This window comes from Herbaspirillum sp. WGmk3 (assembly GCF_023952535.1).
GTDB classification, from domain to species: Bacteria; Pseudomonadota; Gammaproteobacteria; order Burkholderiales; family Burkholderiaceae_D; genus Herbaspirillum; species Herbaspirillum huttiense.
The window spans coordinates 413,829-433,881 of sequence record NZ_JAKYWT010000004.1; the positions used below are offsets into that span (position 1 = coordinate 413,829).

Here is a 20,053-nt window from a genome sequence, read left to right on the forward strand (position 1 = left end):
CGCGCCAGCACTGTGATTGCGGCCGTCCAACCAACCTCTTCTTTCAGCTGCGCCGGCCCTCCAGGACGTCGCCGAAGAAGCTGCGTGCGCCGACCTGCCCCCCCTTGAGTACCAGCTCCAGTCCGTCGCGTCCCGGATGATCCGACCATGCCCGGCACAAGGGTGCCCCCGGTGCCAGTCCGGCACAGACCGACAGCGCGGCAATATCGAGCGCACTGGCTACCTCGCCCGAGCTGTCGCCGCCGGCAATGGCGATGCGTTGCAGGGGACTCGCTTCGAGCAGGCGGCGCATGGTGGCCGCCAGTGCCATGCCTACCTTTTGCGCTGCCTCCGGTCGCGTCAGCCCGGCAGCAGCCGCAATCCCGTCAAAGCCGCTCACGCAGGGATCGTCCGGCCCTTCCGCCGAAAACACCAGGGGACTGCGCCGTTCCCGCAGCGCCGCCACGGCGGCCGCGACCAGCCGTGCCAGTTCCGCCTCACGCGTGGCCTCGGACAAGACCGCCGGCAGGTCCATGCGCAGGCACGCGAACCCGTGTTCGCGTGCCCAGCCGATCTGCCCTGCAGTGACCGGCGAGCAGCTGCCGCTGACCGCTGCGATCACCGGCACCGGGCCCGCCTGCGGCAGTCCGGCCTGAGGGGAGATCCAGCCACGCGCACGCCAGTAGGCGGTGAGCGCGTATTGCAATCCGGACGATGAGGCCGTGAAGACGCCCGCCCCGCGCTCTTCCCAGACCAGCCGCCCGGCTTCGCGCAGGGTCTCCTCATCGAGGACATCGATCATCACCACCGGCACATCCTTGCCACGCAAGGAAGGCAGGCGCGCATGCGCGGCCTGGCCCCCCTCGCGCAACTGCAGCATGTCCACCAGTTCGATGCGGCGAGCCGTCTGGTGCCGCAGATGGCGGCGCAAATCGGCCTCGTCCATGGGCGTGACGGGATGACGGGCCATGGTGGGGTGGCGATCGAGCCGATGGCCCTCACCGTCAACGGCCGCAAACAGGTTGCCGAAGACTTGATAGCGCTTCAGCCGTGGCGCCCCCACGATCATGGGGGAGAAATCGCCCGCCATGTGGCGCACGCCCAGGTCAATGGCGCGGCCGATGGAGCCGATGGCCGGCGACGAATCAAAGGTGGAGCACACCTTGTACTGCATCAGCGGCGCACGCAGCGAGGCCAGCGCGGCAAAGGGAGCGGGCAGGTGTTCGTCCATCCATTGCGGCGAACGACCGCGCGAGGCCCCCGCGATGCCGATGCAGCGCGCCTCGGGAAAGCGCGCCAGCAGCGACGCATCGGGCGTCCGCAAAAACAGTACCGTGGACAAGCCGGCCGCACTCATCACCTCCATGGCATCGGTGGAGCCGGTGAAGTCATCGCCGTAATACGCCAGCAGCAAACCCGGCGGCAGGCCGTCGTGATCGGGCAGCAGGCTCATTTCCAGAACTCCAGCGCCGCCTGCAAGGCCGGATGCTTGCCCGCATGCTGCCGCAGCGGCACGCCTTCGACGGCCGCCACCCAGGCCTCGCGCAGCGCCTGCACACCAGCGGCCACGCCTTGCGGATGGCCGAAGATGCCGCCACCGGCGGTATGGATCAGATCGGCGCAGCCGATGGCCGCATAGGTATCGGCCGCCTGCAGGCCGGTCTGGCCCGAGCTGAACACCGGCATGGTACTGACCATCTCCACCCCCGGCACCACCGGCTGCAGTACCGAGCGCGCAGCGGCAACGACGCTGTCGTCCGGTTCGCTGAACTTGTTGCGCAAGCCATTGACGTGCATGTGGTCGGCCCCGGCAAGTCGCCACAGCTGCTGCCACGGTGCGTAGTCCCAGCCCAGTTGAGGGCTGCGCGTGAGATAGCCCCAGCCGGCGCGGTGCGCATGGATCGGCAACTGCGCATGGCGACGCAATTCCTGCAGGCCGACCAGGCCGATGGAGTTCAGCACTGCCATCACGCAGGTACCGCCTTCGGCCAGCACCAGGTCGTGACGGCGGCGCATCTGATCGAGGTCGCCGGTCAGGTTGAAGGCCACCATCACCTTCTTGCCGGTGCGCTCGGCGTGCTCATTGACCACCCGCATCACCGCGCGCACCCGCTCATCGAAGGGACAGCGACCCCCATCGGCCTGCAATTCATCATCCTTGATGAAGTCGATGCCACCGGCCACCAGTGCGCGCACCTGCTCGACCGTCTCCTCGACCGACAAGCCGATGCTGGGCTTGATGATGGTGCCGATCAGCGGACCGTGGGTCACGCCGGTCAGCTTGCGCGTCCCGGCGATGCCGAAGGCGGGGCCGGGATAGGCCTCCACGAAAGCGCGCGGCAAGCGCAGCCCGGTCAGGCGCAAGCCCGAGACCTGGCGCAGTTCGAACAGGTTGCCGGCCACCGTGGACATCAGGTTGGGCAGCGAGGCGCCGGTGTTTTCCAGCGGCCAGGACAGTTCCAGCCGGCACTGCGTATAGCGCGCGGCGGGCATGCCGCCGGGCAGGCTGGGCGTGGTGCTGTGGCCAAGAATCTCCAGCTGTTCCACCCGCGCGCCGGAGCGCTCCTTCAGGGCGGGCGTTTCGGTGGCCAGGGCCACGAAGGTGCCGCTGGATTGTTCGCCCGCGATGACCTCGGCCGCGCGGGCCGGATCGTCGCCGGTTTCCAGCCAGTAGCTGGCGTAGATGCGTTCCATGCGCGCTCCTGGTCAGGTGATGCGGCGGATGCTCTCGGCGATCTCGTCGTGCTCGAAAACCTTGAGCCAGTCATCGCGCAAGAGGCGCGGCAAGCCGTTCTGGATGGCCTTGTTGCAGGCATCCGAAAACGCGCCCGGGATTTCCTTGAAGATCACCGCGCCCAGGATATTCATGTGGCCCAGCAGGAAGTCGCGCGCGGCCTCTTCCGGTACGCCCCGGCGCACGGTCTCGTCCATGGCCTGCTTCATCGCGTAGAGCAGCGTGGCGCAGACCGTTTCCGACAGCCCCGGCTCGAGGATGGCCATCTGTTCCACGGTCAGGCGATAGCTGCGCAGGATGGGCTGGTAGATCACCTTGGCCACGTCTTCCCCGAGATCGAAGGCCGACTCCGGTCCCTGCATCAGGGCACTGGTGATCGATTGCCGGGCCGCGCCGCCACCGAAGAAATCGCGCCGTCCTTCGGCCGTGGTTTCATCGTTGAAGATGGGCGGATGGCAAGGGTGCGCCACGAAGTAGACCAGGTCCGGCCGGTCCGGCAGGTGGCCGGCGAAGGGCGCAGCGGCGTCCAGGGTCATCACCATCACACCGGCGCGCAGCTTGGGCGAGATCTCGGCGGCAATCCTGCCGATCAGGGTATCGGGCACGGCCAGGATGACCACGTCCACATTGTCCAGCGCGGCATCGATGCTGACGCACTCGACACCGACTTCGTCGCGCAGGCGCTGCTGGCCAGCTGCACTCACTTCCACGTGAGCCACGCGGTAGTCGGATTTCTTCAGGTTCTTCGCCAGGCGCACGCCCATCTTGCCGCCTGCGCCGAAGAGTGCAATTTTTTCCTTCATTTCAGTTCTCCTGTGATCGTTGGCGGCCCGTTCGTGCATTGAACGGGCCGATTCTTTGCGTGCGCCGACCTCACTCGGCGATCACGCGTCCTTGCAACTCGCTGGCCTCTTGCCGGGCGCCGGCGCCGATGGCGAAGATCACCAGGGCCGACACCGCCATGAGCGCGCCCACCACGAACATCGGTGCCTGGTAGTTTCCGGTGGCATCCTTGATGGCGCCGGTGATGAAGGGCGCCATGAAACCGGCTGCGTTGCCCACCGTATTGATCAGCGCAATGCCCGCTGCTGCGGCCGCCCCCGAGAGGAAGCGCGCCGGAATCGACCAGAAGGCCGGCAAGGCCGAGAAGATGGCGCAGGCTGTCACGGTGATGGCCAACACCGTGGTGGCCGGGCTTTGCATGTAGAGCGCCGCCGGAATACTGATGGCCCCCAGCAGGGCGGGCAGTCCGACGTGCCAGCTGCGCACGCCGCGCCGGGTGGCGTCACGGCTCCACAGGAACAGCGCGAAGGCGGCCGGCAGGTAGGGAATGGCCGTGATCAGGCCTTTCTGGAAGACATTGAATTTGCTGCCGAACTGCGCTTCGAAGCCGCCGATGATGGTCGGCAGGAAGAAGGCCAGCGCATAGAGGCCATAGATCAGCCCGAAATACACCAGCGCCAGCAGCCACACGCGCGGGTTCTTCAGCGCGGCACCGGCATGGGCCACATGCTCGACACGCTTGCTGCTCTGTTCGGCCTGCAGCGCGGCGGTCAGCCATTTGCGCTCGGCCGGGTCCAGCCATTTGGCGTCGGCCGGCCGGTCGGCCAGGTAGAACCAGGCGATCACGCCCACCACGATGGCCGGCAGCGCCACCCCGGCAAACATCACGCGCCAGCCTTCCAGCCCGAACAGGCCGTGCGCCTCGATCAGCAGGGCTGCCACCGGCGCACCGATGACGATGGTCAGCGGCTGGGCCAGGTAAAAGAGCGCCAGGATATGGCTGCGGTGCCGCGCGGGGACCCACAGGCTCAGGTAGAGGATGGCACCGGGGAAGAATCCGGCCTCGGCCACGCCCAGCAGGAAGCGCAGCACATACAGCCCCTCCACGCTGCTGACCCAGGTGAAGAGCAGCGCCACGATGCCCCAGGTGACCATGATGCGGGCCAGCCAGCGGCGCGCGCCGTACTTGTGCAGGGCCAGGTTGCTGGGGATTTCCAGCAGCACGTAGCCGATGAAGAAGACCCCGGCTGCAAACCCGAACTGGGCGGCGGTCAGGGCCAGGTCACGGCTCATGCCATTGGGGCCGGCGAACGAGATCGCCGTGCGATCCAGGAAGTTGATGAAAAACATCAGGCCCACGAAGGGCACGAGCCGCATTGCGACCTTGCGGATGGCCGATCTTTCGACGGCGCTTTGGGGCGTCTCCATTGTTGTCTTGTCTCCTGTCGGGTTGAGAGGCTGTGCCTGTTCAACGACAACCTCTGCGGGGTTGGCCAGGAAACGCGGGGGCTGTGCGCCTCGCGGTCGCCTGGCTGCCTTGGTTGTTTCTTTATTATTTCTTTGTGCTGCTTCGTCTTTGCCAGCAGGCAACCCATGCGAAAATCCGGACAGCGCCAACTGGTATAATCACTATACCATCACACCAGATTGGACTGCCCAAATTTTTTGCATGGATGAAGTGAATATCCTTTCATTTCGCCCTGTAACCACCGTCACTCGGCGGTTTCCGGCCGGGCAGGATTCGGCCAGAGGCATCAGGCAAGGGCGAACGCGTCCTCCCTGCTGCTGCCTGGGCAACGCAAGTGAAGCTTTGCGCATTGAAGTGGGGGGGGGGAGGGAAAAGAGGGGGGAAGCGAAGACCAGCCCGGCGCCAAGCACCATGGCCGGGCCGGCGGACAGGCTCAGGCGGCCCCGGCCTCTTGGCGCAGCAAGCCCACGAAGGCTTCCCCTGCCGAGGACAACTGCCCGCCCTTGCGCGTGACAATGCCGATGGTCTGCGACATCGACCGCAGCTTCACCGGCAGGATGCGCAGCATGCCGCGCTTGACGAACATCTCGGCCACTGCCGTCGGCAGGATCGAGACCATGTCGGTCCCCTGCTGCAGCAAGGCCACCGTCACGAAGGTGGAGGCGGTGGAGATCGCATTGCCCGGCATGCTCACCCCGGCCAGGTCCATTTCGCGCTCCAGTACCGCATGCAGCGGCATGTGGCTGGGATAGGTGACCCAGCGATAGCCGGCCAGCGCCGCCAGGCTCATCTGCCTGCCGCGCGGGCGCGGGTGCTCGCCCGAGACCACCACCGACAGCGGCTCTTCCGACAAGGGCTGATAGTGATACTTGCCCGGGTTGTCCGAGACGCTCGCGCGCGCCACCAGCAAATCCAGATGGCCTTCGTCCAGCCGGCTCAGCAACTGCACGCTGGTCTCTTCGACGATATCGATGGACAGCTCCGGATGACGCCGCTGCAAGGCATCCACCGCCGGCACCACCAGTTCCGGCAAGGCCCCCATGACCGCCCCGATGGCCAGCCGTCCGCCGCGTCCGGAGCGGATCTGCGCCATTTCCTCGCAGAGCGATCCGAGATCGGTGGCCATCAGGCGCGCGTAGCGGATCACGCAGTGGCCGAACTGGTTGGGGATCAGGCCGGATCTGGTGCGCTCGAACAACTGCGCATCCAGTATCGCTTCCAGCTCGGCCAGCGACTTGCTGGCGGCCGACTGCGTCATGGCCAGCGCATTGGAAGCCTTGTGCAGGGATTGATGGTCGTCCAGGGCGATGAGCAACTGCAGCTGCTTCATGCGCAGGCGGGACAGGAGACTGTTGAGACTTTGCTGGCTGGGCGCGGGTTTCATGGGTGATTCCAAAAAGCGATCACATGATGGAAAGTCTTCACTATACAGTCCATCGGGCCCCACGTATATTCAGCGCCATTGCACACCGCCATCGCTGTGATGGCCCATGACAACCACGACGGAGACTCCATGAGCACCCCCATTTACCGCGGCGTATTTCCGGTCGCCCCGACCATCTTTGACGAAAACGGCAAGCTGGACCTGGAAGGCCAGAAGCGCGCCATCGACTTCATGATCGATGCCGGTTCCAACGGCATCTGCATCCTGGCCAACTTCTCGGAACAGTTCGTGCTCTCCGACGAAGAGCGCGTGCTGGTGCAGGACACGGTCCTGAAGCACGTGGCCGGCCGCATCCCCGTGATCGTCACCACCACCCACTTCGGCAGCCAGATCTGCGCCGAGCGCAGCCGTGCCGCGCAGGATGCCGGTGCCGCCATGGTGATGGTGATGCCGCCGTATCACGGTGCCACCTTCCGCGTCTCGGAAAAACAGATTTACGAGTTCTATGGCCGCGTCTCCGACGCCATTGACATCCCCATCATGATCCAGGATGCACCGGTCGCCGGCACGCCGCTGTCAGCCCCCTTCCTGGCGCGCATGGCCAAGGAGATCGCCAATGTCTCCTACTTCAAGATCGAGACCGCCGGTGCCGCCTCCAAGCTGCGCGAACTGATCGAGCTGGGCGGCGACGCCGTGGTCGGCCCGTGGGATGGCGAAGAAGCCATCACCCTGATCCCCGACCTGGATGGCGGTGCGACCGGTGCCATGACCGGTGGCGGCTATCCGGACGGTATCCGCAAGATCGTCGATGCGTATTTCGCGGGCGATACCGAGAAGGCCGCCGAGCTGTACATGCAGTGGCTGCCGCTGATCAACTACGAGAACCGTCAGTGCGGCCTGGCCGCTTGCAAGGCGCTGATGCTCGAAGGCGGCGTGATCAAGTCCGACATGCTGCGCCATCCGCAAGCCCCGATGCACCCCAAGGTGCGCGAAGGCCTGCTGCGCGTGGCGCGCCGTCTGGACCCGATGGTCCTGAGCTGGGGCAAGTAAGGCAGTCCGCAGCACGGCATGCCGCACGGAACGGGAGCTCAGGCTCCCGTTTTTCTTGGGCGCTCGCTTGCTGCCGCGCCTCCGGCGAGGCAGTGCGTTCTGTGTCATCCTTGGCGTTTGCCAATTTTCCTGTCGCACGAGGAGTCCATGTCACACGCCAGCCACTTCCGCCCCGTCGCACTGGAACACGCCAGTCGCCTCATCAACCACGGCCCGACCGTGCTCATCACCAGCGCCCATGAGGGTCGCCGCAACATCATGGCTGCTGCCTGGTCGATGCCGGTGGAGTTCACGCCGCCGCGCATCGCCGTGGTGATCGACAAGAGCACCTTCACACGCGAATTGATCAGGCAATCGGGCAGCTTCGGCCTCATCATCCCCGGTGCGGCACAGATGGATCTGAGCTACGCGGTCGGCAGCACCAGTGGCCGCGACGAAGACAAGTTCGCACGCCACCGGATCGCGGCCACCAGCGGCCCGGTGCTGGGCGTGCCGGTCCTGGAACAAGGCTGCGCCGCCTGGCTGGAATGCCGCTGGTTGCCGCAGGGCCAGACCGAGGATGCCTACGACACCCTGTTCGCGGAAGTCGTCAGTGCCGCCGCCGATGCCCGCATCTTCGAGAACGGCCACTGGAACTTCACGGCGGACAATGCCGACCTCCACACCCTGCATCACCTGGGCGCCGGCAAGTTCGTGGTGGCCGGCAACCAGCAGCAGGCGCGCCAGGTCTGATCTCCCGCAACGGGAACCTTAGCAGGCCTGAATCGCTTCCGTAAAACAGTAGCCCACGCCGTGCAAGGTGCGCAGCGGCAAATCGTACATGGTGCTGTCGCGCCACTTGCGGCGCAGGCGGCTGACGGTCTTCTCCAGCACCCGCTCGTCGAAGCTGACCCACTCCACGCCGAAGGCATGGGCAATGGCGCAGCGGTCAGCGGCATGGCGCGTGCTGCTGGCCAGTGCCTTCAACAGCGCCACTTCGCGCGAATTGATTTCCACCGCATCGTGATGCGGCGCGCGCAGCTTGCGTGCGGCCACATCCAGCTGCCACGCCTGCGGCACTACCCGGCGCAACATGGTCTCGATATAGGCGTTGAGCAGTTCCAGCCGCTGCGGCAGTGGTTCACAGAAGTCGGCACCGCGTTCCAGGCCGGCGATGCGCACCGTCACGCTCTCGTGCTCGGAGGCCAGCAGCAGGATGCCCATGCGCGCGTTGCTTTTGCGCAGTCGCTGCGTGAGCGCATAACCGGCGGCGCTGGCCCGCCCTACGTGGATGATGGCGATGTCGCCATCCTGCAGCGGCGCGAGCAATTCCTCACCATCCGCCATTATCCGGCTGACCTTATGCCCCTGGTCTTCCAGAAAGCGGGCCAGGCAAGCGTTGCGGTCGTGTCTCAAAATGTCTTCAACCAACAGAATAGTGGCCATTGCGATTTCCCCTGATGTCATTGCGTTTCCCGTCACGCCGCGCACCTGCTGCGGGCACGGGTTCGTGGTGTCATCGCCTCGCCGCCGGGCGTGCTGCTGCAACGTCGGCGAGCCCGATGACGGGAAAAGAATTTAGCGCAAGACACCCTCCGTTTTTACCTGCAGGTATTGCGAACCGGTCTCATCTTTCTGGCGCAAGGAAAAATATTTCGGTGCGACGACATCCATCGCTTCAACGATGCGGGAAGTACTTCTCAGCAGGTCGCCATGCGCTCTCATTTTTTCCAGGCGGGCCTCGTCAGCGGCGCTCATTTCTTTGCTCCCGGGCGGCTGGCGCAGCGTCCTCCCTGTCGTCGATATAGAACTTTTTCGATGAATTTCTCGTCGATGTTTTGCTCATCCACCGCAGAGTTTTGATCGCGGGAAAAATATTTTCAGGGCGGCCATTTTCGCTTCGTGTCTTCGAATTTTCGCGGTAACGTCCCGCTCATTCAAGATGAGGCGAACATGGTCTACAAATCAATCCACCCGGTGTATGCCGGGCCTTTGTCAGGACAGCGCATTCTGGTCGTCGACGACGCCGAGGAAGATCGCATGCTGCTGTCGGACTTCCTGCTGCGCCATGGCGCGCGGCTCTACGTGGCACGCGACGGACAGGATGGCTACCGCAAGGCGCAGACCGTGCGGCCGGACCTGATCCTGATGGACATCCGCATGCCGGTCTACGACGGACTCACCAGCGCCCGTCTGCTCAAGGCCAATTCCTGCACGCGCAACATTCCGCTGATCTTCCTCTCGGCCGCCGCGTCCACCGAAGAAAAGGTCAATGGCCTGAGCGTGGGTGCGGTGGACTACATCACCAAGCCCTTCGATTTCGAGGAGGTGCGGCTGCGCCTGTGCGTGCATCTGCGTTCAACCCTGCATGCAGACCTGCCGCCGATCACGCAGACGCCCACCGGTTCCGCAACGCAGGGCGGCTCCAGCACGTTCGACATGGTCTTGTTCCAGGCCGCACGCCGGCTCATGATGGACAAGCTGGACCAGCCGCTGGGACTCAATGCGCTGGCCGCTGCGGTCGGCACCAATGCGCGCCGCCTCTCCAGCGCCTTCAAGCATTGCGCCGGCGTCACCGTCTTCGACTTCCTGCGCGAGGAGCGCATGAAGGAAGCGCGCCGCCTGCTCTCCGAAAGCACCCTTGACATCGGTGCCATCGCACTGGCCCTGGGCTACAGCAACACGGCCAATTTCTCCACGGCCTTCCGCGAACGCTTCGGCATGCCGCCCAGCCAGTTCCGGCGCTGACGAGAGGACGATGTCACGTCTGCGTAAAGCGCTGCTGTGGCCATCGTTGTTGCTCTGGAGCCTGCTGCCCCAAGCTGTGCGGGCCACGCCGGCGCTGCCGTCCATCGAGCTGGCGAGGATCGACTCGCGCGTGGTCATCACGCCGCAAGTGCAGATACTGCGCGACACTGAAGGCCGCGCCATGCTGGCCGCGGCCCTCGACAGTACGCACTGGGAGGCCATCGCCGTCCCCATGCTGCAGGAGGGCTACAGCAGCGCTGCCTTCTGGCTGCGCGGCACGGTGCGCAACGACAGCAGCCAGCCTGTCACACGCTGGCTGACTCTGGCCTCGGCGCGGCTGCAGGATGTGCGCCTGTACTGGCTGCCCGCCACGCCTGCGGAGGTCGCGACGGCAGAGATCACGCCACGCAGCGGCGGTACGCTGCATGCCCTCGCGCAACGCGAGATCATCAGCCGCACACCGCTGTTCGCACTGACACTGGCCCCCGGAGAGCAGCGCCAGTGGGTGCTGCGGGTCGCCGGTGAATCCTCCATCGATCTCAGCCTCGCCCTGTGGGAACCGGCCGCCTATCGCCAAGAGGAAGGACGCGAACTGGCCATCCAGGCCTTCGTGCTGGGGGGGGCGCTGCTGCTGGTGAGCTATGCGCTGATCCAGGGCATCGCCTGGCGCGACCGTGGCTTTCTGCTGATGGCTGCGTGGATTCTCATCGCGCTGGCTTATATCTGGACGTTTCAGGGTTATCTCTATCGCTACCTGTTTCCCGCGGGCGGTGCATGGCAGGTGCGTGCCCCGGCCACCCTGGGATGCGCGGCCACCCTGCTCTACGTGCGCATGAGCGAGGTGCTGGTCGGAATGGAGCGATTGCGCGGCTGGCAGATCGTCTATCGCACGCTCTACGTGCTGCTGTCGGTGATCATCGCCTGGACCGCGCTGGGCGATTATCGCGTCACCGCGCCGCTGGCCAATGCCAGCGGTGCCCTCGCCTATGTGATCTGGCTGGCGTCGATGCTGCATGCGTGGTGGCACGGACTGGCGCATGCCCGCTTGCTGACGCTGTCCTTTGCGGTAGCCTGGCTGGGCCTGTCGGTCAAGCTGCTCGAACTCAATGGCCTGGTCGATCGCAGCCTGCTGGCGGACTGGCATTTCGCGGCGCTGTTCCAGATGGGACTGCTGTGCCTGGCCACGGTGGCGATCATCAGCCGCGCGCTGGAACTGCATCGGCAGCATGAACAGATGCAATGGGCCATGCTGTATCTGCGCGTGCGCGAGCAACTCAAGCTGGAACAGGCGGTGGCGACCCGCACCCGCGAGCTGCGCGAAGCGCTGGCGGCGGCCGACCAGGCCAACCGTGCCAAGACCGGATTCCTCACCCGCATCAGCCACGACCTGCGCACACCGCTGACTTCCATCCTCGGCTTTGCCGACATGCTGCAGACCGGCGGCGGCGAGCGCGCGCGCCATGGCCGCATCATCGTACGCAGCGCCCGCCACATGCTGGCCATGGTCAACGACCTGATCGACTATGCCCGCGGCGATCGCCCCGATCTGCCGCACGCTGCCCCGGTCTATGCCCACGCCCTGCTGCAGGAGATCGGCCAGGAAGCGGCCCTGCTGGCCGAGCGCCAGCACAATTCCTTTCATCTGCAGGTGGACCCGACGCTGCCACCCGTGCTCGCCATCGACGCCCGGCGACTGCGGCGCATCCTCGGCAACCTGCTGGACAACGCCGCCAAGTACACCCGGGACGGCCGCATCGTGCTGCAGATCCTGTGGCACCCGGCCTCGGCGCAATTCGAGATGGGCGTCATGGAGATGCAGGTGCGCGATACCGGCAGCGGCATCCCTGCACATTTCCAGACCCGGGTGTTTGAACCCTTCGAACGGGCCAACGCCGACCGCTCGCAGCCGGGTATCGGCATGGGGCTGTCCATCGTGCGCCAGTGGATGCAGCAGATGGGCGGCCAGGTGATGCTGTCCAGCCGGCCCGGCGAAGGCACCACGATGACGCTGCGCCTGCCGGCCGCCATCGCCAGCGAGCGCGACATCGCCCGCCATGATGCGCCGGAAGACGCCAATGGCCGCCTTCTCATCGATGGCCAGGGCCGCCTGGCGCTGGTGGTGGAAGATCATGCCGACATCGCGCAATTGCTGGGCGACCAGCTGGCCAGCGTCGGCTTCGAGGTGGAATTGCTGGCCGATGCGGAAAGCGCCATCGCCCGGATCGCCGCACCGGATGCGCCCGCATTGGCGCTGGTGCTGACCGATTACCAGTTGCCGGGCCTGCATGGCGATGCCGTGCTGCAAGCAGTACGCCGGCATCTGCCGCAAGTGCCGGTGCTGCTGCTGTCAGCCACGCTGCAGCCGGCGCCGGGCGATGAGCCGGGTGAACGTTTCGATGCCTGCCTGCTCAAGCCGGTCAATTTCCTGGAACTGCAGGAGACCATCGGTCGCCTGCTGGGCTTGCATCCGGAGGCGGCCTCAGCCGGTGACGATGCCGCTCCCCTGCCCTTGCAGCATCCGCCGCCGGAAGAGCTGCAGCAGGCGCTGGCGCTCATCGCGATGGGCGCGGTGTCGGACTTGCTGGATTGGTGCGATACGCTGCAGCAGCAGAATCCCGCGTATGAAAGTTTTGCTGTGCTGGCGCGGCAATGGGTGATCACTGCGGACCTGGACCGGCTGGAGGCGCTGTGCCGCGATGGTCAAGCCATGCGGCAAGAGACGGCAGGCGAGGGTTAATCGCGCTCCCGGCTCCGTTCATCGTCCCGCGAGGCGTCCCCCTCGGGCCGGCTGCGCGCGAGCTCGGCATTGCGCTGGTTGATCTGGTATTGCTCTTCCGCGTGCTGGAACGCCAGTTGCTCCTTTGGCGAACGGCTGCACGCGCCCAGCATCAGGGGCAGCACCACGGCCAAGACGAGAACGGCGAACCATGCGAACGGGAGGGGAACCGGTCGGATTGTCACGTAAAGTCTCCAGATTTATATTTCTATCCGGAAATATACGCCTCACCAATCCTCACCGCAAGCCCTCTCCTTTTTGGGCATGCGCCGCCGGCAGCGTTGATGGGCGCGGCTCAATCGCGCGCCGCGATCCAGTCCCAGGTATCGGCGGCCGCCATCGGGCGGGCGATGCCGTAGCCCTGGCCGTATTCGCACCCGAGGTGATGCAGGATGCGGCGGCACTTCTCGGTTTCCACGCCTTCGGCTACGACGGCAAAGCCCAGCTTCTGCCCGAGGTGAATCATCGAAGGCACGATCTGCTGGTCGGAGTAATTGCTTTCCATGTTGCGGATGAAGGACTGGTCGATTTTGAGGTAGTCCGCCGGAATGTTCTTGAGATAGCTCAGGTTGCTGAAGCCGGCCCCGAAATCATCGATGGCCACCTTCACGCCCAGGCGCTTGATTTCCTGGATCCGCCCGTAGAGCGCCTCGGGGTTCTTGCTCATCGCGCTTTCGGTGAACTCGATCTCGATCAGTCCGGCCGGAATGCGATGCCGCCGCAACTGGATCGCCAATGTCTGCACCAGATCATCATTGTCGAAGTCGCGGGCCGATACGTTGATGGCCACCGGAATCGCCCGCCCCCGGCGCGCCCACGTCGCCGCCTGCTCGATGCCATGTTGCAGCACCCACAGGGTCACCTGGCGAATCAGCGCCGTCTTCTCGGCCAGCGGAATGAAGAGGGCCGGCGAGATCACCCCATGCACCGGATGACGCCAGCGCAGCAGCGCCTCCACCCCGACGCAATGACCCGAGGCCAGCGCGATCTTGGGCTGGTATTCCAGCCACAGCTGGTCGCCCGCGAGCAGCGCAGCGGGAATGGCTGACAGCAGTTCGAAGGAATGTTTTTGCTGCAGCCCGAGCGGCTGTTCATAACGGCATTGCAGGCTGCCGCAATCACGCGCCATGTCAGCCGCCGTCAGCAGCGCGGGCACCAGTTCTTCGATGTCATCGCACTGACCCAGCGGCACGATGCCCACGGAAATTTCCAGTCGATGCGGAATGCCCTGATGCTCGACGGTACCGGCGAAGGCACGTTCGATCTGCTCCACCTGTTGCTGCCAGATGTCGCGCCGCTCCAGGTAAGCAAAGGTGGTGGTGCCGATGCGATAGAGCGCCACCTCACCCAGCGACTGGCGCAGCTGTTCCTTGGCCTGGATCAGGAAACCTTCCACGTAATCCCAGCCCAGCGCCTTGATCATGTCGCGCAGATACACGCGATCACAGATGTCGACCGCCACCGCCGTCAACTTGCCGGACAGACCCTCGCCGTCCTGCCCCAGCGCAGCGAGACTATGCAGGTCGGCGGTCAGGCGGCTGCGATTGGGCAAGGAAGTCAGGCTGTCGATATAGCTGGACACCCGCAGGATCTCCAGCCGCGCCATGACGATGGCCGCCAGCTGCGTCAGCTTGGTCCGATCAGCATCACCAAAGGTGGCGCGTGGCGACTTGCCGATCACGCACAGCGTCCCCAGCCGCACGCCATCGCTGGCCTGCAGCGGGGCCCCGGCATAGAAGCGGATGCCGGGCTCACCGGTCACCAGCGGGTTGTCGGCGAAGCGCAGGTCCTGGGTCGCATCCAGCACCACCATGACCTGATCCTGCTCGATCACGTGGCTGCAGAAGGACTGCGAGCGCGGTGTGCCGGGTGCCTCCAGACCGCGCCGCGACTTGAACCACTGGCGGTTTTCCGCCACCAGCGAGACCAGCGCGATCTCGGTGTCGAACAGCGTGGCGGCCAGTTCGGTCACCAGATCACACAGCACATCGGGATGGGTATCCAGCACGCAGTAGGTATCGAGCACGGCCAGGCGCTCACGCTCCCGTTCGGCTTGCGCGGCTTGCCCGGTCAAGGGGGCGGTCAATCGGAGGATGTCGGCGTGCATGGTGGCGTGGCGATCAGAAAGTAACCCATTCGTCGGAAGCGCCCGCCAGACTGCGGCTGGGCACCGGTGCCGACAGGCGCGGCTCGCGCGGTGCAATGCGCGGCTTGATGGTGGCCGGGGCCTTCTTCATGGCCGCCGGTGCCGGTGTCACTGCGGCGGCAGCTACGTCGATGGGCATCTCCTGGGCGGCCTGTGCATCGAGGCGGAACACGCTGACGGCCTGCGCCAGTTCCTGCGCCTGTTCCTGCAGCGATTGCGAGGCAGCGGCCGCTTCTTCGACCAGGGCGGCATTCTGCTGCGTGACCTGATCCATCTGGCCGACCGCCTGGCTCACCTGCTCGATGCCGGAACGCTGTTCTTCACCGGCCGCACTGATCTCGTTGATCATGCCGGTCACGCGCTGCACGCTCTCGACGATCTCGCGCATGGTGTCACCGGCTTCATTGACCAGCACGCTGCCCGATTCGACCTTGGCCACCGAGTCGCTGATGAGCGCCTTGATTTCCTTGGCAGCGGCGGCAGAGCGCTGGGCCAGGCTGCGCACTTCGGTCGCGACCACGGCGAAGCCGCGCCCCTGCTCACCGGCACGTGCCGCTTCCACGGCGGCATTCAAGGCCAGGATGTTGGTCTGGAAAGCGATACCGTCAATCACGCTGATGATGTCGACGATCTTGCGCGAGGAGGCATTGATTTCTTCCATGGTTTCCACCACGCGGCTGACCACGCCGCCACCGCTGCTGGCGATGTCGGAGGCGGCCTGCGCCATGCGGTTGGCTTCGCGTGCATTGGCGCTGTTCTGCTGCACGGTGGAGGTCAGTTCTTCCATCGAGGATGCGGTCTCTTCCAGCGAGCTGGCCTGTTGTTCGGTGCGCGAGGACAGGTCCAGGTTGCCGCTGGCGATCTGCGAGGAGGCGGTGGCGATCATGTCGGTACCACGGCGCACACCAGAGACGATGGTGACCAGGCTGGCATTCATGTCCTTCAGTGCGCTGAGGAGCTCGCCGGTTTCGTCACGGGAACGCACGTCGATGCGGGCCGTCAGGTCGCCGCCGGCCACCTGGCGTGCCAGGCGCACGGCCACGGCCAGCGGACGGGTAATGTTGTTGGCCAGCCACCAGGCCAGCAGCAGCGCCAGCACCACCGCAACCACGCCGCCGATGATGAGGGTCTTGCCGGTGAGCGCTTCCAGTGCATCGGCCTGGTCGCTGCGCTCTTGTTGCAGACCGCTTTCCATCCGGTCCATCTCGGCGAAGATGGCGCGCATGTTGTCCATCTCGGCTTTGCCGCGGCCAGCCTGTACAAAGGCCACCAGCTTGCTCATGTCCTCGCGCCCGTCACGCACGGCGCGGCGCAGGGCGATGGTGGGCTCAATGGCCGTGTTCACCCAGCGCTGTTCGGCTTCGGCCACTTGCTGCAAGCGCTGTTGCTGGGTCGGGTTATCCACGGTGAGCTGACGGGCCTTGTCCAGATGCGTTTTGAAACTGGCCAGGCCCTGCTGCATCGGTTCAAGCGAAGCCTCATTGCCGGTCAGGGCGAAACCGCGCGCGCCGGTTTCCATATTGATCAGGCTTTCGAGCATCGCCTGCATTTCTGCCCGTGCCTGGTAGCTATGGATGTTCATGTCATTGGCTGCACCCAGCCGCGCAAAATTGGTATAGGCCACGCTGACCAGGATGACCAGGATGGCGGAAACCAATCCGAAGCCGATATAGAGGCGAGTGCCGATTTTCAGGTCCGATATTTTCATGATGGTTCTTTCCGGGGGGATGCAAGGTTTCTCGAATGGATCGACACGTGTCCACGGGGAGCGGGCCGATTCTTGTTGTTGATCACGATGTTTCACATTCAGACAAAAGCGTGACATACTCAAAAAATCACCAAAACAAACGGTAAAAAATCTTTTTCAGCGTGCAACAAATTTGCTTTGCAACGACTCTGAACAGATATATTTAAAAAATATCCGTACATTACAAAAATATTTTTCATTGGAAATACGACAATGACGAACCAACAAGCCCCCTCTTCACCGGCTCCCGCAGCAGAAACAGCCGAGCTGTCCGACCTGCCGCTGCTGCGCCCCGGCGCGGTGGCGCGCCAGTTGGGCATGGCAGTCGAGACGCTGCGTGCCTGGGAGCATCGTTACGGCATCACCTCCTCGCAGCACAGCGGCGGCGGCCAGCGCCTGTATTCGCAGGAAGACATGCAACGCCTGGTCTGGATCAAGACACTGGTGGATGCCGGCCATCGCATCGGCAAGCTGGCCACGCTGCCCCCGCAGGACCTGCAGGCGCTGGCGCAGAGCCTGCCGGCCGAGGGCAGCGGCAGCCACGAGCGGCATGCCGGTCCGGCCACGCGGCTGGCCCTGGTCGGCCCCTGGATTGCCACCAAGGCGGTCGGCCAGGCGCTGGCGCATCGGCAACTGAGCGTCATCATGGCTGTCGAGAGCCTGGATGAACTCGACCTCAGGCAGTTCGAGGGCGACCTGCTGCTGCTGGAAAGCACGGTCCTCGACAGCGACCTCGATCAGCGGCTGGAGGGGCTGCGCCGCGACGGCGTGCGGGTGCCGGTACTGATCCTGTATCGCTTCGGCTCGCCGGAGATGGTGGTGCGCCTGCGCGAGGCCGGGCATCGCGTGGTGCGCAAGGCGGTGGAAGGGATCGATGTGGAGTGGCTGTGCGAGATGATCCGGCGCATGGAACCGGCGGCCGCGCAGACGCCGGGCGAGGACGAATGGGTGCCGGAGCCGCGCTTCAGCGAGAGCGCCCTGGCGTCGGTGTCGGACCAGTCCGATCGCATGCAGTGTGAATGTCCGCGCCATCTGGCCGAACTGCTGACGGCACTGGCCGGATTCGAACGCTACAGCCGCCAGTGCGAAGACGACACGACCGAGGAAGCCGAACTGCATCGGGAACTGCGCATTGCCGCCGGACGCGCGCGCCTGCCGCTGGAAGACGCACTGCAAAAGCTGGCGCGCTTCAAGGGAATTTCGCTGACGTAAGCACAGTTGACCGGGGTGAGGCCGGTCCGAATTCGGGGCAGTATTCTGTACAGGATCTCGCTCAGAATTCGCACGTGAATTGACGCGTTAATTCACGCTTTAATTCACGCCACAGTTCTGCTCTTCATTCACGCTTGAATTCAGGCCTCAATGCAGGCTTGAATCAATACAAAAAAAACAGCGCGCCCAATGGACGCGCTGCTTGCCAAACCCTTCCCTTGCGGAATTGAGCTGGCCCTTCAGAACTGTTCCCAATCCCCTTCAGCAGCGGCCGGCTTGAAGGCCGGCTGCGCAACCGGCAGAGCCTTGGCGGGTGCGCTGGCCTTGGCTGCCGGCTTGCGCGGCAGTGCTGCGGCACGGGGCGTGACGTCCACGGTGCGTGCCGCGGTAGCAGCCACCGGTGCCGGGCGACGCGTTTCATGGTTGCTCAGCTTGAAAATGCTGACCGTTTCCACCAGACGGCCCGACTGCTCCTGCAGCGATTGCGCAGCGGCGGCCGCTTCTTCCACCAGCGCGGCATTCTGCTGGGTCACTTCATCCATCTGCACGATGGCCTGGTTGATCTGCTCGATGCCATCGCTCTGTTCGCCGCTGGCGGCGGTGATCTCGGCCACCACATCGGTGACGCGCTTGACGCTGGCCACCACTTCATCCATGGTGGTACCGGCCTGTTCGACCAGGCGGCTGCCGTTTTCCACGCGCTCCACCGAGGCGTCGATCAATGTCTTGATTTCCTTGGCGGCGGCGGCACTGCGCTGCGCCAGGGTCCGCACTTCAGAAGCCACCACCGCGAAACCGCGCCCCTGCTCGCCGGCCCGGGCCGCTTCCACGGCGGCATTCAAGGCCAGGATGTTGGTCTGGAAGGCGATGCCATCGATGACGCTGATGATGTCGACGATCTTGCGCGACGCATCGTTGATCTGGCTCATGGTCTGCACCACTTCACCGACCACGCTACCGCCCTGGATTGCCACCTGCGAAGCGGTTTCGGCCAGGGTATTGGCCTGACGCGCATTGTCGGCATTCTGCTTGACGGTGGAGGTCAGTTCTTCCATGGCCGAAGCGGTTTCTTCCAGCGCGCCGGCTTGCTGCTCGGTACGCGAGGACAGATCCAGGTTGCCGGTGGCGATCTCGCCGGAAGCGGTATTGATGGTATCGCTGCCCTGGCGCACTTCCGTCACGATGCGGTGCAGATTGTCGTTCATGGCCTTGAGCGAGGCCAGCAGCGCGCCGGTTTCATCCTTGGAGGAATTGTCGATCTGCACCGTCAGGTCACCGGCCGCCACAGCCGTCGCCACTTGCACGGCCTGGTTGAGCGGACGGGTGATGGAACGCGTGATCAGCCAGGCACACAGCGCCGAGAGCACGATGGCAGCCGCCGACAGCAGCACCATGATGTTGACCGCATTGCTGGAGGCGTCATTGGCGCGCTCCACTGCCTTGTCCATCAGGCTGACCTGGAACTCTGTCATATTCTTCAGGGCCGCGAAATACTTGTCCTGCGCCGGGATGGTCTGGTCGAACAGATAGGCTGTTGCCTCGTCCTTTTTCTGCTGCTGGATTAATTCCACGACTTTGGCGCGGTGCTTGCTGTATTCGTCGCGCGACTGGTTCAGCGCGCCGATCAATTCCTTGCCGCGCGGGGTGTTGATGAGTTTTTCCATCCGCCCCAGCATCTCGCCGACATCCTTGGTGTTGGTCTCGACCCGGTCGAGGTATTTCTTCGCCTCCTCCGGATTGCGTGCCAGGATGGCATTGCGCAGGCTGCGGGCGGCCGTGTTGATCTTGTCGCTCATCTGCGCACCGAGCGCGACCTTGACGTAGCGGTCATTGACGATTTCCGACGTGGCATCGCTGACCGACCACAAATTCTTGACGCCCACGCCCGCGATCAGGCACATCACCGCGATGAGTGCCGCGAAACACACGCCCAACCGGACGCTGATCTTCATATCCGTGATTTTCATTTCATCCCCTCTCCGTTTTACACCTGAGCCAATCCCAAGAAACCCCTGTGCCGGGCCGACACGTGCCAGCCGACTGAAAG

The 20,053-nt window shown here is 64.6% G+C and carries 16 protein-coding genes; 5 read left to right on the forward strand and 11 right to left on the reverse strand.

Translation table 11 applies throughout. The features are described 5' to 3' along the window. Nucleotides 1–43: 43 nt before the first annotated feature. The 5 genes from oiaK to MKD49_RS17570 form a co-directional block, all read right to left on the reverse strand. Nucleotides 44–1,432 (reverse strand): 3-oxo-isoapionate kinase OiaK, encoded by a 1,389-nt coding sequence (gene oiaK / locus MKD49_RS17550; RefSeq protein ID WP_252696928.1) that lies wholly within the window; start codon nt 1,430–1,432, stop codon nt 44–46. After that, nucleotides 1,429–2,673, reverse strand: coding sequence for a ribulose-bisphosphate carboxylase large subunit family protein (locus MKD49_RS17555; protein ID WP_121038184.1), 1,245 nt, complete (start codon nt 2,671–2,673; stop codon nt 1,429–1,431). The genes oiaK and MKD49_RS17555 overlap by 4 nt, the downstream gene beginning before the upstream one ends. 12 nt (nt 2,674–2,685) lie before the next feature. Beyond that, nucleotides 2,686–3,516, reverse strand: a complete 831-nt coding sequence (locus tag MKD49_RS17560) for a phosphogluconate dehydrogenase C-terminal domain-containing protein (RefSeq protein ID WP_034340448.1) — start codon at nt 3,514–3,516, stop codon at nt 2,686–2,688. A gap of 70 nt (nt 3,517–3,586) precedes the next feature. Next, on the reverse strand, nt 3,587–4,924 hold the full coding sequence (locus MKD49_RS17565; RefSeq protein WP_121038178.1) for an MFS transporter: 1,338 nt from the start codon (nt 4,922–4,924) through the stop codon (nt 3,587–3,589). 473 nt (nt 4,925–5,397) lie between these two features. Then, nucleotides 5,398–6,348 carry a LysR family transcriptional regulator gene (locus MKD49_RS17570; protein WP_204725122.1) on the reverse strand — a complete coding sequence of 317 codons (951 nt, stop codon included), beginning with the start codon at nt 6,346–6,348 and terminating at the stop codon, nt 5,398–5,400. A gap of 129 nt (nt 6,349–6,477) precedes the next feature. On the opposite strand from MKD49_RS17570, the gene MKD49_RS17575 reads away from it, so the two are divergent. Together MKD49_RS17575 and MKD49_RS17580 are read left to right on the forward strand one after the other, a co-directional pair. Continuing rightward, nucleotides 6,478–7,398 (forward strand): dihydrodipicolinate synthase family protein, encoded by a 921-nt coding sequence (locus MKD49_RS17575; protein WP_039789746.1) that lies wholly within the window; start codon nt 6,478–6,480, stop codon nt 7,396–7,398. Nucleotides 7,399–7,545: 147 nt separating this feature from the next. Then, complete coding sequence (locus MKD49_RS17580; protein WP_252696929.1) at nt 7,546–8,130, forward strand: flavin reductase family protein; 585 nt, start codon at nt 7,546–7,548, stop codon at nt 8,128–8,130. Between the two features lie 18 nt (nt 8,131–8,148). Here MKD49_RS17580 and MKD49_RS17585 read toward each other — a convergent pair whose 3' ends face one another. Together MKD49_RS17585 and MKD49_RS17590 are read right to left on the reverse strand one after the other, a co-directional pair. Continuing rightward, nucleotides 8,149–8,706: a winged helix-turn-helix domain-containing protein gene (locus MKD49_RS17585; protein WP_252696930.1), complete on the reverse strand. Its 558-nt coding sequence runs from the start codon at nt 8,704–8,706 to the stop codon at nt 8,149–8,151. A 249-nt stretch (nt 8,707–8,955) separates the two neighbouring features. Continuing rightward, complete coding sequence (locus MKD49_RS17590) at nt 8,956–9,135, reverse strand: hypothetical protein (RefSeq protein WP_252696931.1); 180 nt, start codon at nt 9,133–9,135, stop codon at nt 8,956–8,958. Between the two features lie 195 nt (nt 9,136–9,330). Between MKD49_RS17590 and MKD49_RS17595 the strand changes: the two genes are divergently transcribed. Continuing rightward, nucleotides 9,331–10,125: a DNA-binding response regulator gene (locus MKD49_RS17595; protein WP_039788738.1), complete on the forward strand. Its 795-nt coding sequence runs from the start codon at nt 9,331–9,333 to the stop codon at nt 10,123–10,125. 10 nt (nt 10,126–10,135) lie between these two features. Beyond that, nucleotides 10,136–12,862 carry a hybrid sensor histidine kinase/response regulator gene (locus tag MKD49_RS17600; protein ID WP_252696932.1) on the forward strand — a complete coding sequence of 909 codons (2,727 nt, stop codon included), beginning with the start codon at nt 10,136–10,138 and terminating at the stop codon, nt 12,860–12,862. On the opposite strand, the gene MKD49_RS17605 is transcribed toward MKD49_RS17600, so the two are convergent. From MKD49_RS17605 to MKD49_RS17615, 3 genes are all read right to left on the reverse strand, one after another. Continuing rightward, nucleotides 12,859–13,086, reverse strand: a complete 228-nt coding sequence (locus tag MKD49_RS17605; protein ID WP_121038161.1) for a hypothetical protein — start codon at nt 13,084–13,086, stop codon at nt 12,859–12,861. The genes MKD49_RS17600 and MKD49_RS17605 overlap by 4 nt on opposite strands. Nucleotides 13,087–13,196: 110 nt before the next feature. Continuing rightward, nucleotides 13,197–15,008, reverse strand: coding sequence for a bifunctional diguanylate cyclase/phosphodiesterase (locus MKD49_RS17610; protein ID WP_252696933.1), 1,812 nt, complete (start codon nt 15,006–15,008; stop codon nt 13,197–13,199). 13 nt (nt 15,009–15,021) lie between these two features. Next, nucleotides 15,022–16,755 carry a methyl-accepting chemotaxis protein gene (locus tag MKD49_RS17615; RefSeq protein ID WP_252696934.1) on the reverse strand — a complete coding sequence of 578 codons (1,734 nt, stop codon included), beginning with the start codon at nt 16,753–16,755 and terminating at the stop codon, nt 15,022–15,024. Between the two features lie 252 nt (nt 16,756–17,007). On the opposite strand from MKD49_RS17615, the gene MKD49_RS17620 reads away from it, so the two are divergent. Beyond that, nucleotides 17,008–18,006, forward strand: a complete 999-nt coding sequence (locus tag MKD49_RS17620; RefSeq protein WP_209583113.1) for a MerR family transcriptional regulator — start codon at nt 17,008–17,010, stop codon at nt 18,004–18,006. Between the two features lie 239 nt (nt 18,007–18,245). On the opposite strand, the gene MKD49_RS17625 is transcribed toward MKD49_RS17620, so the two are convergent. Further along, on the reverse strand, nt 18,246–19,973 hold the full coding sequence (locus MKD49_RS17625; protein WP_252696935.1) for a methyl-accepting chemotaxis protein: 1,728 nt from the start codon (nt 19,971–19,973) through the stop codon (nt 18,246–18,248). Nucleotides 19,974–20,053 lie beyond the last annotated feature (80 nt).

Bases quoted from the DNA above. Each gene is read 5' to 3' on its own strand.
- MKD49_RS17560 (WP_034340448.1), bottom strand. From the start codon at position 3,516: ATGAAGGAAAAAATTGCACTCTTCGGCGCAGGCGGCAAGATGGGCGTG.
- MKD49_RS17625 (WP_252696935.1), bottom strand. From the start codon at position 19,973: ATGAAAATCACGGATATGAAGATCAGCGTCCGGTTGGGCGTGTGTTTC.
- MKD49_RS17555 (WP_121038184.1), bottom strand. From the start codon at position 2,673: ATGGAACGCATCTACGCCAGCTACTGGCTGGAAACCGGCGACGATCCG.
- MKD49_RS17575 (WP_039789746.1), top strand. From the start codon at position 6,478: ATGAGCACCCCCATTTACCGCGGCGTATTTCCGGTCGCCCCGACCATC.
- MKD49_RS17580 (WP_252696929.1), top strand. From the start codon at position 7,546: ATGTCACACGCCAGCCACTTCCGCCCCGTCGCACTGGAACACGCCAGT.
- MKD49_RS17570 (WP_204725122.1), bottom strand. From the start codon at position 6,348: ATGAAACCCGCGCCCAGCCAGCAAAGTCTCAACAGTCTCCTGTCCCGC.
- MKD49_RS17590 (WP_252696931.1), bottom strand. From the start codon at position 9,135: ATGAGCGCCGCTGACGAGGCCCGCCTGGAAAAAATGAGAGCGCATGGC.
- MKD49_RS17615 (WP_252696934.1), bottom strand. From the start codon at position 16,755: ATGAAAATATCGGACCTGAAAATCGGCACTCGCCTCTATATCGGCTTC.
- MKD49_RS17565 (WP_121038178.1), bottom strand. From the start codon at position 4,924: ATGGAGACGCCCCAAAGCGCCGTCGAAAGATCGGCCATCCGCAAGGTC.
- MKD49_RS17610 (WP_252696933.1), bottom strand. From the start codon at position 15,008: ATGCACGCCGACATCCTCCGATTGACCGCCCCCTTGACCGGGCAAGCC.
- MKD49_RS17600 (WP_252696932.1), top strand. From the start codon at position 10,136: ATGTCACGTCTGCGTAAAGCGCTGCTGTGGCCATCGTTGTTGCTCTGG.
- MKD49_RS17595 (WP_039788738.1), top strand. From the start codon at position 9,331: ATGGTCTACAAATCAATCCACCCGGTGTATGCCGGGCCTTTGTCAGGA.
- MKD49_RS17620 (WP_209583113.1), top strand. From the start codon at position 17,008: ATGACGAACCAACAAGCCCCCTCTTCACCGGCTCCCGCAGCAGAAACA.
- oiaK (WP_252696928.1), bottom strand. From the start codon at position 1,432: ATGAGCCTGCTGCCCGATCACGACGGCCTGCCGCCGGGTTTGCTGCTG.